General features: G+C 64.9%; 14 protein-coding genes and 1 tRNA gene. 14 read left to right on the top strand and 1 reads right to left on the bottom strand.

Annotated features, from left to right (window positions below; translation table 11 throughout):
• Window positions 1–9 precede the first annotated feature (9 nt).
• Together E7V67_018375 and axe2C are read left to right on the top strand one after the other, a co-directional pair.
• Window positions 10–750, top strand: a complete 741-nt coding sequence (locus E7V67_018375) for a GDSL-type esterase/lipase family protein (GenBank protein WUR11657.1) — start codon at window positions 10–12, stop codon at window positions 748–750.
• 9 nt (window positions 751–759) lie between these two features.
• On the top strand, window positions 760–1827 hold the full coding sequence (gene axe2C, locus E7V67_018370; protein WUR11656.1) for a bifunctional acetylxylan esterase/glucomannan deacetylase AxeC2: 1068 nt from the start codon (window positions 760–762) through the stop codon (window positions 1825–1827).
• Window positions 1828–1921: 94 nt separating this feature from the next.
• Here the strand turns inward: axe2C and E7V67_018365 are convergent, their stop codons facing one another.
• The gene (locus tag E7V67_018365) at window positions 1922–4627 is read right to left on the bottom strand and encodes a TonB-dependent receptor (GenBank protein ID WUR11655.1); all 2706 of its coding nucleotides are present in this window, start codon (window positions 4625–4627) and stop codon (window positions 1922–1924) included.
• Between the two features lie 341 nt (window positions 4628–4968).
• On the opposite strand from E7V67_018365, the gene E7V67_018360 reads away from it, so the two are divergent.
• From E7V67_018360 to E7V67_018305, 12 genes are all read left to right on the top strand, one after another.
• The gene (locus E7V67_018360) at window positions 4969–5742 is read left to right on the top strand and encodes a DUF2807 domain-containing protein (GenBank protein WUR11654.1); all 774 of its coding nucleotides are present in this window, start codon (window positions 4969–4971) and stop codon (window positions 5740–5742) included.
• Window positions 5743–5801: 59 nt separating this feature from the next.
• Window positions 5802–6422: a tetratricopeptide repeat protein gene (locus E7V67_018355; GenBank protein ID WUR11653.1), complete on the top strand. Its 621-nt coding sequence runs from the start codon at window positions 5802–5804 to the stop codon at window positions 6420–6422.
• Entirely contained in the window at window positions 6419–6985 is a 567-nt protein-coding gene (locus E7V67_018350) for a DUF4291 domain-containing protein (protein ID WUR11652.1), read from the top strand. Before E7V67_018355 ends, E7V67_018350 begins: the two co-directional genes overlap by 4 nt.
• A gap of 129 nt (window positions 6986–7114) precedes the next feature.
• Entirely contained in the window at window positions 7115–9832 is a 2718-nt protein-coding gene (locus E7V67_018345; protein WUR11651.1) for a type VI secretion system Vgr family protein, read from the top strand.
• A gap of 35 nt (window positions 9833–9867) precedes the next feature.
• The gene (locus tag E7V67_018340; protein ID WUR11650.1) at window positions 9868–11631 is read left to right on the top strand and encodes a hypothetical protein; all 1764 of its coding nucleotides are present in this window, start codon (window positions 9868–9870) and stop codon (window positions 11629–11631) included.
• Complete coding sequence (locus E7V67_018335; GenBank protein WUR11649.1) at window positions 11628–12968, top strand: T6SS immunity protein Tli4 family protein; 1341 nt, start codon at window positions 11628–11630, stop codon at window positions 12966–12968. The genes E7V67_018340 and E7V67_018335 overlap by 4 nt, the downstream gene beginning before the upstream one ends.
• A 2-nt stretch (window positions 12969–12970) precedes the next feature.
• Window positions 12971–13237: a PAAR domain-containing protein gene (locus E7V67_018330; protein ID WUR11648.1), complete on the top strand. Its 267-nt coding sequence runs from the start codon at window positions 12971–12973 to the stop codon at window positions 13235–13237.
• 50 nt (window positions 13238–13287) lie between these two features.
• The gene (locus tag E7V67_018325; GenBank protein ID WUR11647.1) at window positions 13288–14274 is read left to right on the top strand and encodes an NAD(P)H-quinone oxidoreductase; all 987 of its coding nucleotides are present in this window, start codon (window positions 13288–13290) and stop codon (window positions 14272–14274) included.
• A 149-nt stretch (window positions 14275–14423) separates the two neighbouring features.
• Window positions 14424–15173 carry a triose-phosphate isomerase gene (tpiA, locus tag E7V67_018320; protein ID WUR11646.1) on the top strand — a complete coding sequence of 250 codons (750 nt, stop codon included), beginning with the start codon at window positions 14424–14426 and terminating at the stop codon, window positions 15171–15173.
• A gap of 48 nt (window positions 15174–15221) precedes the next feature.
• Entirely contained in the window at window positions 15222–15668 is a 447-nt protein-coding gene (gene secG, locus E7V67_018315) for a preprotein translocase subunit SecG (protein ID WUR11645.1), read from the top strand.
• A 97-nt stretch (window positions 15669–15765) separates the two neighbouring features.
• A tRNA-Leu gene (locus E7V67_018310) sits at window positions 15766–15850 on the top strand.
• 180 nt (window positions 15851–16030) lie between these two features.
• The gene (locus tag E7V67_018305; GenBank protein WUR11644.1) at window positions 16031–16390 is read left to right on the top strand and encodes an NADH-quinone oxidoreductase subunit A; all 360 of its coding nucleotides are present in this window, start codon (window positions 16031–16033) and stop codon (window positions 16388–16390) included.
• Window positions 16391–16392 lie beyond the last annotated feature (2 nt).

The following is a 16392-nucleotide window of genomic DNA, read 5'->3' as shown; positions in this document are numbered from 1 at the left end:
GAGACAGGCATGCGGATGAAGGGATGGGCGTTGGCGGCGGTGACCTTGTGCGCCGCCGGGATGGCATGGGCCGATACGGCAGCGGGCCAGGTGCGCCAGTGCGCCAACGTGGTGGAGCCGCGCAGTGTGGAGTATCCGTGGATGTCCATCGAGCGCTGGCACCAGCTCAACCGGGACAAGACGGCGCTGGCGGCCAAGGGCAATGTGGACGTGCTGTTCCTGGGCGATTCGATCACGGAAGGGTGGCCGAAAGCCGAGTGGGACAGCCACTTCGGCTCGTACCGCGCGGCCAACTTCGGCATCGGCGGCGATCACACGGGCAACGTGCTGTGGCGCCTGCAGAACGGCGGCATGGACAAGCTGCGCCCGAAAGTGGTCGTGCTGCTAATCGGCACCAACAACTTCGGCCTGTGCGGCGAGGCGCCCGAGCAGGTCTTCCATGGCATCAGCTCCGTCGTCGCGTCGCTGCGCCAGCTCTATCCCGATGCGAAGATCCTGCTGAACGCGGTGCTGCCGGTGGAGTCGAAGCCGGACCATCCGCGCCGCTCGAACGTGGCGAAGCTCAATCGCGACGTGGCCCGGCTGGACGACGGCAAGGACGTGTTGTTCCGCGACTACGGCCCCCTGTTCGTGCAGGCGGACGGCACGATTTCGCCGGCCATCATGCCGGACTACCTGCACCTGTCCGAACAGGGCTACCGGATCTGGGGGAACGCGCTGCGGCCCGATATCGCCCGGCTGCTCAAATAAGGGAAGGCGATGCGCCCGATACCGCATCGACTGAACGCGGCCCTGGCCGCGTTTTTTTGTCTGGGCGCCTGCCTGGACGCCGCGACCGCGACCGAGACGGTGCCCGCCGGCGACGCTCGCGTGGCGCGCATGGGCCGCATGGCCGACACCGCCGATGGGGCCGTGCGTTTCGCCTATCCGGGCGTCAGCTTGTTCCTGCGCTTCGAGGGCAGGACGCTGGCGCTGGACGCGGCCAGCACGGGCGAGAAAAGCTGGCTGGACGTGATCGTCGACGGCACCGTACGCACGCTGCACGTGGCGCCTGAAGGCGCTCGCCACGTGCTGGTCGATGCGGCGCAACCCGGACTGCACACGGTACAGGTCCTGCACCGCTCGGAGACGTGGCACGGCACGGTGACGCTGCGCGGCTTCACGACGGACGGCCGGTTCGCGCCGGCGCCGTCATTGCCCGCGCGACGCCTGATGTTCCTGGGCGACTCGGTCACCTGCGGCGAAGCGCTGGAGCGCTCGCCGCCCGGGCCGAAACAGCCCGTCTGGTGGAATCCGCGCCTGTCGTACGGCATGCTGGCGGGCGCCGCGCTGCGAGCGCAGGTGCACCTGGTTTGCCACGGCGGCCGGGGCCTGGTGCGCAGCTGGAACGGCCGCACCGACGAGTTCAACCTGGCGCGCCTGTACGAGCTGGCGCTCGCCGATCCGGCCCGGCCGGAGCCCTGGGACCAGCGCCGCTATGCGCCGGACCTGATCGTCAGCGCGATCGGCACCAACGACTTCAATCAGGGCATTCCGGAACGAGCGGCTTACGTTGGCGAGTACGTGGCGCTGGTGCGCACGCTGTTGCGCGACCATCCGCGCGCGCGCATCGTGCTGACGGAAGGCGCGATCCTGGACGGCGAGAAGAAGACGGCCTTGCGCGCTTATATCGACGAGACCATCCGCCGGGTCGGCGACGCGCGGGTAAGCAGCGCCGTCTCGCGCCACTATCCCGGCGATGCCGTGGACGCCCACCCGACCCGGGCGCAGCACGCGGCGATGGCGGCGGACCTGGTACCGCAGTTGCGGGCGGCAATGGGGTGGTAGCGCGGGTCTTTCCATGCGTGCTGAAACCCAAGGGGACGGGCACCGGACGGCGGGCCTTCGCCCGCGGTCCGGTGCCCGTCCCCGGTGTCAACGTTCAGTACTCGGCGCCCACCCGGAACCCGAACATGCGCGGCTCCACGTAATACGCCTTCATGAAGCCGCCGAACACGGATTCCCGCGCCTGCGCGGCGTGCTTGTCCGCCAGGTTGCGCACGTACAGCTCGGCGTGCCACTTGTCGTTCGGGGTGTCGAGCCGCACCGAGGCATCCGTCAGGGCGTACGCTTTCTGGTAGCGGCCGACCACGTCGAACTCCGAGTTGCGCAGGTCGAAGTAGGCCTTGTCGCGCCAGTTCACCTTCACGTACGGCGTGATGCGGTAGCCGTTGTCCAGCGCGAACTCCTGCGAGAACGACAGGTTGACCTGGTACTTCGGCGTGTTCGGCAGGTGGTTGCCGTCGATGTTGTACAGGCGGCGGCCCTGCAGTGCCTTGTCCGGGCCCGTGTAGGCCGGCGGGCAGGGCGTCTGGCCCAGTTCCACCCGGATGTCGCACTGGTAGTCGTCGGAGAATTCGCGGAAGTCATGCACGTCGGTGTTGATGTACGCGAAGCCGCCGCCGAAGCGGGCGCCGCGCCATGGCCGGTAGTCCCATTCCAGTTCCAGGCCCGGGATGTCCACCTTGCCCACGTTGATGGTGCGCCAGGCTTCGTACACGTCGCACTTGGGCTGGTCGCTCGGGCAGGGCAGGCCATTGTCCGGGATGATCTGGTTGATGAAGTAGGTGCCGGTCAGCTGCATGTCCTTGTACTTCATCCAGAACGCCGTGGCCGACAGCGACAGGCGGTTGTCGAGGAACTTGCCCTTGTAGCCCAGTTCGAAGTTCGTCACCTGTTCCGGACCGTACGGCAGGAACGTCACCACGCCCGGCTTGCCGTCGGCGCACTTGTGGTAGTTGCAGCTGTCGGTCTTGTCGGCGAAGCCGCCGGCCTTGTAGCCCGTCGAGACGGAGGCATAGGCCATCTGGTTCGGCGTCATCTGCTTCTGCAGGCCCACGCGCCACGTCACCTTGCGCCAGGTTTCCTTGTGGTCGTTCGAGGTCGGCGCACCGTACAGGCGGTAGGCGGCGACGCTGCCGCCCATCGCATCCGTTAGGTCGGTGCCGTTATGGACATGGAAGCCGGGCGTGCCGGGCGTGCCCTGGCTGTACAGGCCATTGTAGTAGGCCGGGTCGCCCTTCCAGTTGGCGCCGTACACTTCGCCGCCCTTGTCCTCCTTGCTGTCGATGCTGTAGCGGGCGCCCAGGGTGCCGGTCCAGGTGGGCATGAACTTCCAGTCGGCCTGCGCGAACGCGGCCTTGGCATCGACCTGGCGGTTGGGCTGGTGGTACAGCACCGAGCCGACGTCGCCGTACGGCTTCTGGATCGTGTTGGTCATCTCGTAGTCGATGCGGTTACGTTCGTGCATCCAGAACAGGCCGGCGACGTACTGCACATTGCCCAGCGTTTGCTTCAGCTGCGCCTCGTGCACGGTGGACAGGTAGCGCGACGACAGCGTGCGGTGGAACGAGTCCGTCAGCGGCCAGGTACCCCAGTTGCCGTCCGGCGTGTTGGGGTAGGCGCCGTTGATCTGGAACGGTGCCGCGTGCTGCATGCCCATGTCGTCGTCGGTGATCTCGGAACGCTTCTGGTCCGCCACCTGGAACGTGTAGTCGAACGTGGTGGTCGGATTGACGGTCCACGACAGGCCGGTGCGCAAGGTGCGGATCTGCATGTCCACCTCGCCCGGCACGTTGACCAGCAGGTCCCACTTGCCGGTGCCGGGGGCGCAGGCGTAGCGCGTGCCGGCCGAGGCGTCGCAGTCGCGGAACGGCGCGCCGCCGGCGCCGTTGTCCTGGAAGTGCTCGTAGGCGGCCTTGAAGGTCAGGTCGTCGCTGATCTTGTACAGCGCGGACAGCCGCGCGGCCCATTGGTCCTGGTTGGTGTAGTACTTGTCCTTGCCGATCACCTTGTTGAAGCGCTGGTCGACGTCCGGCTTGCCGTCCGGGACCCAGCCCAGTTGCGGCGCGTTCGCTTCCGACAGGTCACGCATCTGGTTGGCGTAGCCGTCGCGCGTGACTTTCATGAAGGTGCCGCGCAGGGCCAGCTTGTCGTTGACCTTGACGTTCTGCACCAGCGAGACCTGCTTCTTGCGGTAGTTGCCGATGTCGATGTCGGCCTTGCCGTAGTTGCCCGAGAAGTCAGGCTTGGCGGCGATCACGTTGACGCTGCCGCCGGTGGAGTTGCGGCCGAACAGCGTGCCCTGCGGACCGCGCAGCACCTCGACCTGGTCGACGTCGAACATCAGCGCCTGCGCGCCTTGCGGCCGTGGCGAGTACATGCCGTCGACGTGGAAGCCCACCGCCGGGTCGCCCGTCTCCGTGAAATTGGTGGACGTGATGCCGCGGATGGTGATCTGCACGGCCGAGTCGAGGCCCGTGTTCTGGATGACGACGTTGGGGATCTCGCCGGCCAGGTCCTTCAGGCTGGTGGCGCCCTTGCGCGTCAGCTGGTCCTGGCTGAAGGCGGACACCGCCAGCGGGGTTTTCAGCAACGACGTCGAATAGCGCGTCGCGGTGACCTTCACTTCCGGGATCTGGTCGGCGCTCGATACGGTGCTGCCGGGCGCGCCGGAGGCGCCGGCCGTCACGTTGCTGTCGCCTGCAGGTTCGGCCTGGGTTGGAACTTGAGCATGGGCGGGCAGCGCGGCCAGGGCGCAGGCGCTGGCCACGGCCAGGCTCATCAAGGTTCTCTTGGTGGGATGCATGTCGTCTCCTCGTTTGGAATGTGGGCCGCTGGCGGGCCCCTCTGTCAGCCGGGGCAGTATTGCATTCCGAAAAACACGAGGGCAAGCGATTCGCCGAATCGCGTCGCAGTTTAACCAGTTTTACTAAACACGCTTTGGCGCCGGCGTTTCGGTGCCGAACGCACGCGGCAAAGCCGCTGCCCGCGCGGCGCGGTCGGAGTTGCGCGACAACGGCCGCCTGGCGCGCACCGGCGTCGTCCGAACCGCGTTTTTTGCAGTTCGTCGCAAATTTCGTGGCACCACGCAGCGGCTTGGATATGATGCGACCATCGAATAATCTGTGCCGGACCCAAGGAGCTGCCATGAACCATTCCATCCACCCCGTCGCGCTGATTCACACGCTGTTCCTCAGCCTGTTGTGCCTGTTTCCAGGACTGGGCCGGGCCGAGGAGGGCACCGAAACCCGTCCCGTCGACGCCCGGGTCGAGCGCGTCAAGCTGGACGGCGTGATCGACCTGCGCATCCGCCAGGGCAACGTGGCTTCGCTGAAGATCAGCGGCGACCGGCGCTACCTCGACAAGGTAACGTGCGTGCAGTCGGGCGACACGCTGGAGCTGGACACGGACATCCAGGGCGCCCGGCTGGGCCGGCCGTCGCTGCGCGCCGACCTGGTACTGCCGCGGCTGCGCGAACTGGTGTCGGAGGGGTTGGGAGCTTCCGAGATTTCCGGCTTCACGGGCGACGACCTGGACGTGACCCTGGACGGCGCCGGCAGCATGAAGCTGGTCGCCGGGTATCGACGACTGCGGGCCAACCTGGGTGGAGTCGGCAGCATGAACGTATGGGTCAAGGACGGCGACGAGGTCGACCTGGACCTGCGCGGCGCCGGCTACGTGACGATCGGCGGGCGCAGCCGCCTGCTGCGGGCCTCGCTGGGCGGCCTGGGCGGGCTGAATGCGCAGCAGTTCGACGCGGACTCCGTCGACATCGACCTGTCCGGCCTGGGCAACGCCACCGTCAACGCGCGCACCAACCTGAACCTGGACCTGTCCGGCCTGGGTTCCGTCACCGTGTACGGCAAGCCGCTCAATCGCAAAGTGAGTGTGGACGGGCTGGGCCGGGTCAGCTGGAAATAGCGACGCGCCCGGCGTGGGACACGCCATCGAGAACAAGAACGAATTCGAATATCTCGCACATGAAAAAACTGGGAACCATGATCGTGGCGATGGCCATGGCACTGACGCTGCATGGCAGCGCCATCGCTGGCTTCGTCGAAGGCGCTACCGCCTACAACAACCGCAACTACGCTGTCGCGTACAAGGAGATCCTGCCGCTGGCCAAGGCTGGCAACGCGGACGCGCAGCACCTGCTGGGCCTGATGTACTACATGGGCCGCGGCGTCAAGCAGGACTACAAGCAGGCACTGGCCTGGCACCGCAAGGCCGGCCTGCAGGGCAAGGCGGACGCGCAGTACGTCGTCGGCGCCATGTACTACACCGGCAACGCGGTAATCCAGGACCACCGCCAGGCCGTGCAGTGGTTCCGCCTGGCTGCCGAGCAGGGCCACGCCCAGGCGCAGCAGGTGCTGGGCCTGATGTACCGCTATCGCATCGGTGGCATGCCGCAGGATAACGTGATCGCCTACATGCTGTGGAACCTGGCGGCGGCGAGCGGCAACGTCAACGCGGCCGAGCAGCGCGCCGCCGTCATCAAGCACATGACGGAGGAGCAGATCGAGGAAGGGCAGGCGCTGTCGGCCGCGTGGAAGCCGGGCAAGCCGCTGCCGCGCAGCTCGCGCACGGGAGGCGGCGCATGACGGCGCCGCCGGCGCGGCAGATTCGCGCGCAGTACGACGACAGCACCATGCGCGTCTACCAGGCCTATTCGAACGAGATCGCGGACGCCGCGCTGGCGCACGGTACCTTCGTGTCACCGCCGTTCAAGCTGGAGCGGATGACGTGGATCAAGCCATCCTTCCTGTGGATGATGTACCGCGCCGGCTGGGGTTTCAAGGACCCCGGCCAGCAGCGCATCCTGGCCATCGACATCACGCGCGCCGGCTTGGCGTGGGCGTTGCAGCACGCCTGCCTCAGTCATCCCGAGGAGGGCATGAGCCAGGCGCAGTGGCAAGAGAGGAAGCGGACTTCGCCCGTGCGCATCCAGTGGGACCCCGAGCGCGACCTGCTGTTGCAGCCATTGCCACACCGGGCCATCCAGATTGGCTTGTCCGGCGAGGCAGTACGGTTGTACGTGGACGAGTGGATCGAACGGATCACGGACGTCACGCCGCTGGCGCATGAGATCCATGCGCTCGTCGGGCAGGGCCGGCTGGAAGAGGCGGCGGCACGCTTGCCGGTGGAGCGGCCGCTGGACGTGTAACGCTGTCGCGCCGATCCCACGGCGCGGCGCGGGCGCTGACCCGCATCAAGAACTTTCCTGGCATCAATTCGGATAATGATCGTTCGGCCGTGCACTTGCCCGGTCTGACACGAGCGCCGGAGATGCCGCATGAACCTGAACGACCTGACCGCGACGATTGCCGGCCTGTCGGAAGCGAACCGTCCCATCCGGCTGCGGCTGGCGCAGCAGGGTGGGGTACTGGACGACGTGCTCCTGGTGCAGCGCATCTGCGGCGGCGAGACGATCTGCGGCGGCATCGATTACCGCCTGCTGTGCGTGGCCACCCGCGCCGACCTGCCGCTGAAGGAGCTGGTCGCGTTGCCGGCCGAGGTGCAGTTCGTCACCGACCGCGGCGAGCTGCGTGCGATCTGCGGCATCGTCGCGCAGGCGACCGCAGGCCCCAGCGACGGCGGCCTGGCCACGTATCAGCTGGTGCTGCGCGACGCGCTGGCGTTGCTGGCCTGGCGCACCAACACACGCGTGTTCCGCCACCGCAGCGAACTCGATATCGCCAGCGTGATCCTGGACGAATGGCGCCGTGACAATCCGGTGCTGGCGCGGTGTTTCGACGTCGACTGGTCGCACGTGACCGGCACCTATCCCGAGCGCGAATTCACGATGCAGCATAACGAGTCGGACGCCGACTTCCTGCGCCGGCTGTGGAAGCGGCGCGGTATCGCCTGGTTCATCCGGCCCGGGCTGGCCAGCACGCCAGGCAGCGACAGCACGCCGACCCATACGCTGGTGCTGTTCGACGACGCCGGCACGCTGCCGGAGAATGTCGCCGGCACCGTGCGCTTCCATCGCGACGACGGCACCGAGCAGCGCGACGCCATCACGGCCTGGAGCGCCGTGCGCACGCTCAGGCCTGGCGCGGTGACGCGCCAGAGCTGGGACTACAAGCAGGCGCGTATGCAAGACGCCGGCGCCGTCTCCTGCATCGACCAGGGCCCGATGGGCAACGAGCTGGCGGCCGGCCTGGACGACTACCTGGTGGAGGCGCCGCACGCGGGCCGCGACGGCGGCGATTACCGCGCGCTGGGCGAGCTGCGCATGCAGCGCCACGAATACCAGTCGAAATGCTTCCAGGGCGAGGGCAGCGTGCGCACTCTGCGCGTGGGCGAGTGGTTTGCCCTGGCCGACCATCCCGAGATCGACACGCACCCGCCGGCCCAGCGCGAGTTCATCGTCGCGGAACTGGCGATCGAAGCCGAGAACAATCTGCCGAAACAGCTCGACGAGCGGGTACGCCGGCTGTTCGCGCGCGGCCCATGGCCCGAGGCATCGGTGCTGCGCGCCACGCGCTACGCCAATCGCTTTCGCTGCGTACGGCGCGGCACGCCGATCGTGCCCGCGTTCGACCCGCGTGCGGACCTGCCGGCGCCACGGCTGCAAAGCGCGCTCGTGGTCGGGCCGCCGGGTGAGGAGATCCATTGCGACGAACTGGGAAGGATCAAGGTGCGTTTTCCCGGCACGCGCGCCGAACATCACGCGCACGCCCAGGGCGCGGGCGCCAGCGACAGCGAGCGCGACTCGGCCTGGATCCGCGTCGCGTCCAGCTGGGCGGGCGAACGCTGGGGCGCGCTGCTGCTGCCACGCGTCGGTACGGAGGTGCTCGTCGATTTCCTGGGCGGCGATCCGGACAAGCCGATCGTCGTCGGCCAGGTCTACAACGGCCACATGCCGCCGGCCGCGTTCAGCCACATCGGCACGCTGCCGGCCAACCGTAATGTGGCTGGCATCGTCAGCAAGGAAGTGCAAGGCAGCCGCTGCAACCAGTTGCGGCTGGACGATACGTCCGGCCAGATCAGCGCGCAGCTGGCGTGCGAGCACCGGCACAGCCAGCTGAACCTGGGCTGGCTGGCCCATCCCCGCAGCGCAGGCAAGGGCGAGCCGCGCGGCGAGGGCGCGGAGTTACGCAGCGACGGCGCCGTGGCGATCCGGGGCGGCGCCGGAGTGCTGATCAGTGCCGCCGGCAGTCCGGCAGCGGGCGGCGCACAGCTGGACCGCGCCGAGGCGACCGGCTTGCTGGACGCCATGACCGTGGTGCAGCGGGAGCTGGCACGGCTGTCGTCCACGCACCATGCCGGCGACACGGACGGCAAGCGTTTGCGGCAGTTGAGCGAGCACCTCAGGCAATGGGCAGCCGGCAGTAATACCGGAGAGGGCGGCGACGGCGGCGCACCGGTCGTCGCCGTTTCGGGCCCGGCCGGTGTGGCGGTCACCGCCAGCGACAACGTCGTGCTCGGCGCGCAGACGGACGTGGACATCGTCAGCATCGGCAGCACCCAGCTTTCGGCCGGCAAGAAGCTGCTGGCGCGGGTAGTCGAGAACATCAGCCTGTTCGCCCACCGGCTCGGCATCCAGCTGATCTCCGCCAGCGGCAAGCTGGAACTGCAGACGCATGCGGACGACATCGAGGCCACGTCGTCGAAACGCATCGTCCTGACCGCAAGCGACGAAATCGTGCTGCAGGCACCGAGGATCCGCTTCGTCGCGCAGGGCGCGCAGGTGGAGCTGGGTGGCGGCGTCATCACCCAGCAAAGCAGCGGGGTGCACACCATCAAGTCCTCCGAGTTCGCCCACGTCGGGCCGGGCGACGGCGCGGCGCCGGAAGTGCCACCACCTACCAGCGAGAGCGCGCACGACCAGCAGGCAGTGCTTCGCTGGATCGGTACCGATGAGCCGATGAAGAACCAGCGCTATCGGATCACGACGGAGGATGGGCGCACGATCGAAGGCCGCACGGATGATCAGGGCAAGACAGAGCGGTTCGACAGCGCGATCCCGTTCGGCCGCTATACCGTCGAGGCGCTGGACGATTAATGCTGGACGATTAACTTCTACGGAGGAGCCGTCACATGACAACCGCCGAACACCCGCTGCCTGCGCAGCCGCACGTCAAGGCTGCGCGCAAGGCCGAAGGGTTTGCAACGCCCAAGGAAGACAAGAAGCCACAGTGTGCACGGTTCCTGCCGAAGCGGGTGCTGCCGATTGTGTTTTTGCCTGGGATTATGGGGTCGAATTTGAAGTTGAGTCCGGAGCGGCAGGCGATGTTGAAGAGGAAGGACAATATCGCATGGAGGCCGGATCATCTGGGTGCTGCAAGCGCAACCGGCGCTGCAAACCTAAGTCCTTACGAGCGGCAGTTGGCGTTGGACCCTGGTCACACGTCGGTAGATATATATAACCCATCCGGGGAAGACGACGTGTCTGGCGATGAGCGGAACGCCAACGTCAAACTTAGCAAAGAACTCGGCTCGCCACTTCTGGTCGATGACCCAGCCACTGCGTCGGACGGAAGAACCGCAGTCCAGAAGGCGCGTGCTCGTGGGTGGGGAGAGGTCTATTTCGGCAGTTATGGCGAATTACTGCAGTATCTCGAATCTCGCTTGAATAACATTTTTCGGGAAGGGAAGCTACGCCTTGAGTGGCGCGACGTCGTCGATGTTGATCCAACCCGGTGGCAAGCTGCGCCGAAGCCAGCGTTGCAAGCACTCAAGGAAGAAGAGCTGAAGCAGGTCGCCGATGGCTGCTGGTTTCCCGTCTATGCGTTCGGGTATAACTGGTTGCAGTCAAATGGCACCAGTGCCAAATTCATTGCCGCGCGCATCAGGAACGTAATAACAGGATTGTGTGATTTAGGATATGAATGCAATCAGGTTATCGTGGTCACCCATTCGATGGGAGGACTTGTCGGGCGTGCCCTGATTCATCCCAACTATGGCAATGCGCTGGGCGATGTCCTGGGCATGGTTCACGGGGTTATGCCTGCAATAGGCGCGCCTGCTGGCTATAAACGGATGAGGGCAGGCTTCGAAGATCCGGGTATGAAAAACAACTTGTTCGGCAGTATAGGCGCCAAGGTTGCTGGCAACGTTGGTGACGAGGTTACAGCCGTGCTGGCGAACTCGCCCGGTGCCTTGGAGCTATTGCCGAGCGACGACTATGGTAATGGCTGGTTGCAGGTGATATATCGAAATCAATTGCTTGAGGCGTGGCCGAAGGACGGTAACCCATATGCTGAGATATATAAGTTGAAGGGAAAGTGGTTTGCGTTGCTCCGGGAAAGTTGGATTAACCCGTCAGGACTGCAAACAGACCAAGGGGGAGGTAACTTCGGACGTACGTGCCGATACCTGGACAAAGCGCGAATATTTCATCAAGAAATCGCCAACACATTCCATCCGAACAGTTTCGCTCATTACGGTGTCGGTACCGATCGAACTAGTTACGGTGAGGTCATCTGGGAAATCAGCAAGCATTGTGCTGATCCTTCCGGGTGGCAGAACTGGCCGATTGTGAGCGATTCTCGACAAGGTGTTTTGGAGGTTGCCAGATGGGAGCCAGATCAACCCAATCAACAGTTCGCACCTCGAATCGGGACAGCTAGGCCGAATTCGATCTACGCGACGTTGATGCCACCGACGTCGGCCGGCGATCAGACCGTCCCGGTAAGGTCCGCTGACAAGCAACTGGAGAGCGGAAAAATGCGAGGTGTCTTCCGCCAGCGCGGCTACGAGCATCAGTCCAGTTACCGGCATCCGCACGCAATCGCATCGACTCTTTACAGCATCGTCCGGATTGCTCAGCAGGCTAAGTGGCGTTGCAAAGGAGAGCAATGATGATCTTTGTTAAACAGTTGGCGGTGATGTGGGTTCTATTTTGCACTGTCGTGCTAAGCAGTTGCACTCAAATTGCGATCGATGAGAGGGTACCAAAAATGTCAACGCTAAGCAGCAGGCTGCAACCTGTATTTTCGAACACGAGGACGGTGTGTTTCGGACGGTTTCTGATCGACATTCCCATTACGGCCACGGTGGCGTGGGGCAGCGGGTCTGTTGATCTCGGGATAAGTGTCTATCCTGGAGCAGCGAAACAGGTTGACGAGGAGGCGGTGAAGTTCAAAACCGAACTTCAGAAGACACAGGCCATTCACCTCAACCGGGTGCCGCTTTTTCTTTTCGAGGAAGAATTAACGGCCCCTGCTGGGAAGATCGTGGTCGGCTATGATGGGTTTGACACGCTGGGAGACTTGGAGATGCATGGCTACTTCCACTGGGGCGATGACGGATTCATCATCGATGCCCGTCCCCTTGAGGATGGGCGAAACCGTGCAATGGCCACAATTAAGAGCATTGCTCGCCGCTTGCAGCCGAGAGCAGAGCACGTGATACCTCCGGAGCCGGGAAATTGTCTGGCGCACGCTTTTCTTGTCGACGAATCTGTTAACAGCATGGAGCAGCCAGTCGAACACCTTCGCATTGGTTTCCGCCTCAAGGAATTCCCGGATACGCACATTTCAATATTTGTGGGTCCGCCAGATGTACACCATAATCCATCCAATACGCTTGAATACCAGCTAGGCCGCGTGGAACGGGAGCAGCGAGCGGAGGACCCCAACCATCCGCTCCTGAAGACCGTGTATTTCCGCCGCGGCCCTCGCCAGATCCACGATTGGCTGAACGGCTACGAAGCATTGTCCCGCTCGCCCGAGCAACCTGACATGCGCAGCATTCACGATTTCGTCATGGACTTCAAGGGAGTAGTAGGCGACTCCTATAAGCCTTACGCCGACATCCGCATGCAAACCGGCGTAGCCGACAACCTCGCCGGCGCCGTCAAACCCAGCCTGACCGACGAAGAAGCCATCGCGGTATGGGACGCGATCACCAGCACAATCCGCGTCAGGCCCACGACCGCGAAAGCCAGCGCACAGCAAGCGCCGCGCAAGCCCTTGGGCGAGCGCCTGGTATCGGGACGCACCTGCTCGCAGACCGGCTGGTGGCAGGCGGCTGAACCGGAGGCGGCGCACACTCTGCCGCGCCGGCGCATCGAGGCCGGGGCGACGATGCCGATGGCGGTCGTCGCCGGCAAGCCGACGCTCTGGGACAAACTGAAGGGCGAGCAGCCGCGGCACCAGGTGGCCGTGGTCTGGCAACTGGTCGCCTACGAGGACTGACCATGCCCAACGTGATCCGCCTCGGCGACAGCACCTCCCACGGCGGCAAGGTCGTCAGCGTATCCGCCACCCACTTCAAGGTCGGCGGCATCGCCGTCGCGCGCGTGGGCGACAAATGCACTTGCCCCATCAAGGGCCACGACGGGTGCACCATCGCCGAAGGCAATCCGCGGCACAAGATCGGCGGCGTGGCGGTCGCCTACGAGGGCCACAAGACCAGCTGCGGCGCGACGCTGCTGGCGAGCGCGCCAAAGTTCCGCTCGGACTGACGCCACCGTCGCCCCTGCGCTAGAATTTGTCCTTTATCGAAAGGACAACCATGCGCGCGATCGAGATCACCAAGCCGGGCGGACCCGAGGTTTTGCAGCTGTGCCAGCGGCCGATGCCGGAACCGAAGGCCGGGGAGGTGCGCATCCGCGTGCATGCCGCCGGCATCAACCGGCCCGACGTGTTCCAGCGCCAGGGCAACTACGCGCCGCCGCCCGGCGCTTCCGACCTGCCGGGCCTGGAAGTGGCCGGCGAGATCATCGACGGCGACCTGGCCAACTCGCCCTTCAAGGCCGGCGACATGGTGTGCGCGCTGGTGCAGGGCGGCGGCTATGCCGAGGTGGTGACCGCGCCCATCGAGCAGTGCCTGCCGGTGCCGCATGGCCTGTCGCCGCTCGAGGCCGCGTCGCTGCCGGAGAACTACTTTACCGTCTGGAGCAATGTGTTCGATCGCGCCCGGCTGGGGCCGGGCGAGTCGCTGCTGGTGCAGGGCGGCACCTCCGGCATCGGCGTCACGGCGATCCAGCTGGCCAGCGCGCTGGGCAACCGCGTGTTCGCCACCGCCGGCAGCGAGGACAAGGCGCGCGCCTGCGAGCAGCTGGGCGCCGAGCGCGGCATCAACTACCGCCACGAGGACTTCGCCGCCGTCGTCAAGCAGCTGACCGGCGACAATGGCGTCGATGTCATCCTCGACATGGTGGGCGGCGACTACCTGCCGCGCGAGATCAACTGCCTGGCCGACGACGGCCGCATCGCCATCATCGCGCTGCTGGGCGGCGCCAAGGGCACGCTGGACATGGGCCAGGTGCTGCGCCGCCGGCTGACCATCACCGGCTCCACCCTGCGGCCCCGTTCCGTGGCGTTCAAGGGCGCCATTGCCCGGCAACTGCGGGAGAAGGTGTGGCCGCTGTTCGAGCAGGGGCGCATCAAGCCTGTCATCTATGAGAGCTTCCCGCTGGAGCAGGCGGCCGCGGCGCATGCGTTGATGGAGTCTTCCACGCATGTCGGCAAGATCATGCTGCAGGTGATCAAGCCTTAGACTGGGCGGCCAAACTTCGGGGTCAGTCCCGTCGGGACAGACCCCAAACCAGCAGGTGACAGGCGCGTCGCCATCTCATCCGTTTGACCCGGCTTTATGGCCCAAGCTACAATTGCGGGTTTATTGTTTATCAACCCGCCCGGAGTACTATGCGACGCAAACTGGTCATCGGCAACTGGAAAATGAACGGCAGCCTTGCCGCCAATTCGGTATTATTACGCGGGATCGTGGCCGGCTACGCCGCCCGGAATGCCGATTGCGGCGTCTGCGCACCGGCGCCTTATCTGGCACAATGCCAGTCCGAGCTGACGGGCACGCCCGTCGCCTGGGGCGCGCAGGATGTGTCGGCCTATGCGGCCGGCGCCTACACGGGCGAGGTGGCGGCATCGATGCTGCAGGAATTCGGTTGCCGCTACGTGCTGTGCGGGCACTCCGAGCGCCGCGCGTACCATCATGAAACCAACGAAGTCGTCGCGCAGAAAGTACTGGCGGCACTGAACGCCGGCCTGACGCCGGTCGTCTGCGTGGGCGAAACGCTGGAGGAACGCGAGGCCGGCCGCACCAATGTTGTGGTATGCGCGCAACTGCAGGCGGTGCTGGACGTGCTGGAAGCCTCCGCCGTCGAGAAGATCGTGCTGGCGTACGAGCCCGTCTGGGCCATCGGCACCGGCAAGACGGCCACGCCGGCGCTGGCGCAAGAAGTGCACGGCATGCTGCGCAAGCAGGTCGCCGAGCGCAACCCGGTGGCGGCGGCGAACATGCCGATCCTGTACGGCGGCAGCATGAAGCCGGAGAATGCCAAGGATCTGCTGGCGCAGGCGGACATCGACGGTGGCCTGATCGGCGGCGCGTCGCTGAAGGTGGCGGATTTCCTCGCCATCGTCCACGCGGCAGGTTAAGTTTTCAACAGCAGTAATCACCCAAGCAATAGAGAGAATTGGAATAGCATGAACACCTTGTTCAATCTGGTCGTCGTAGTACAAGTCCTGTCGGCCCTGGCCATCATCGGCCTCGTGCTGCTGCAACACGGCAAGGGCGCCGACATGGGCGCCGCCTTCGGCTCCGGCGCTTCCGGCAGCCTGTTCGGCGCCACCGGTTCGTCGAACTTCATGTCGAAGTCGACGGCCGTGGCGGCGGCGATCTTCTTCGCCGCCACGCTGGGCCTGTCGGCCCTGGCCACGCAGCGCACCACGGGCAATACCGGCGTACTGTCGAACATCACGGCACCGGTCTCCGGCTCGGCCGCGATCCCTGGCGCCACCGCGCCGGCAGCGCCGGCACCGAACGCGACCGCCCCGGCAGCCCCTGCAGCGCAGGCGCCGGTCGCGCCGGCACCTGCCGCACCGGCCGCCGGCGCCGCCAATGGCGCGCCAGCAAACCAGATTCCGAAGTAAAACTAAGCATTCTTCGATTTATCCCGCTTTTTTGCTTTGATTTACGACAAAGTTCATTAACAAAGTGCGTAAAGAAGAGTAGAATAGCGGCCTTAATGCCGACGTGGTGAAATTGGTAGACACGCTATCTTGAGGGGGTAGTGGCGCAAGCTGTACGAGTTCGAGTCTCGTCGTCGGCACCAAAGATTTGAGAAGAAGCCAGCACAAGGCGCCTGAGTTGCCCTCATGCCTTCAGCTGGTTTTTTTACGAGGATGTGTCGTTTGATCCTGGTCTCAGCGTTGATTGGGGTCGAGCGTTGGCTGTACCCACCTTGGTGCAGCACTGTCCTGGCCGATCGTTCAACAACAGCTGTGATCCTACCGTGAACCTCGAAAATTACTTCCCCGTACTTCTGTTCCTGCTCGTCGGCATCGGTGTCGGCGTAGTGCCCCAGGTGCTCGGCCGCCTGCTCGGCCCGCACAAGCCCGACGCGGCGAAATTGTCCCCCTACGAGTGCGGCTTCGAAGCCTTCGAAGACGCGCGCATGAAATTCGACGTGCGTTACTACCTCGTCGCAATCCTGTTTATTTTGTTCGACCTGGAAACCGCATTCTTCTTCCCGTGGGGCGTCTCCATGCGCGAACTGGGCTGGCAGGGCTTCGTCACGATGATGGTATTCATCGCCGAATTCGTTGTCGGTTTTTGGTATATCTGGAAGAAAGGTGCCCTTGATTGGGAATAAGC

Origin of the sequence: [Empedobacter] haloabium, from assembly GCA_008011715.2 — a bacterium.
GTDB lineage: Bacteria > Pseudomonadota > Gammaproteobacteria > Burkholderiales > Burkholderiaceae_D > Rugamonas > Rugamonas haloabia.
The sequence above is the reverse complement of the archived record's forward strand: the minus strand, read 5'-3'. Positions and strand labels throughout refer to the sequence as shown.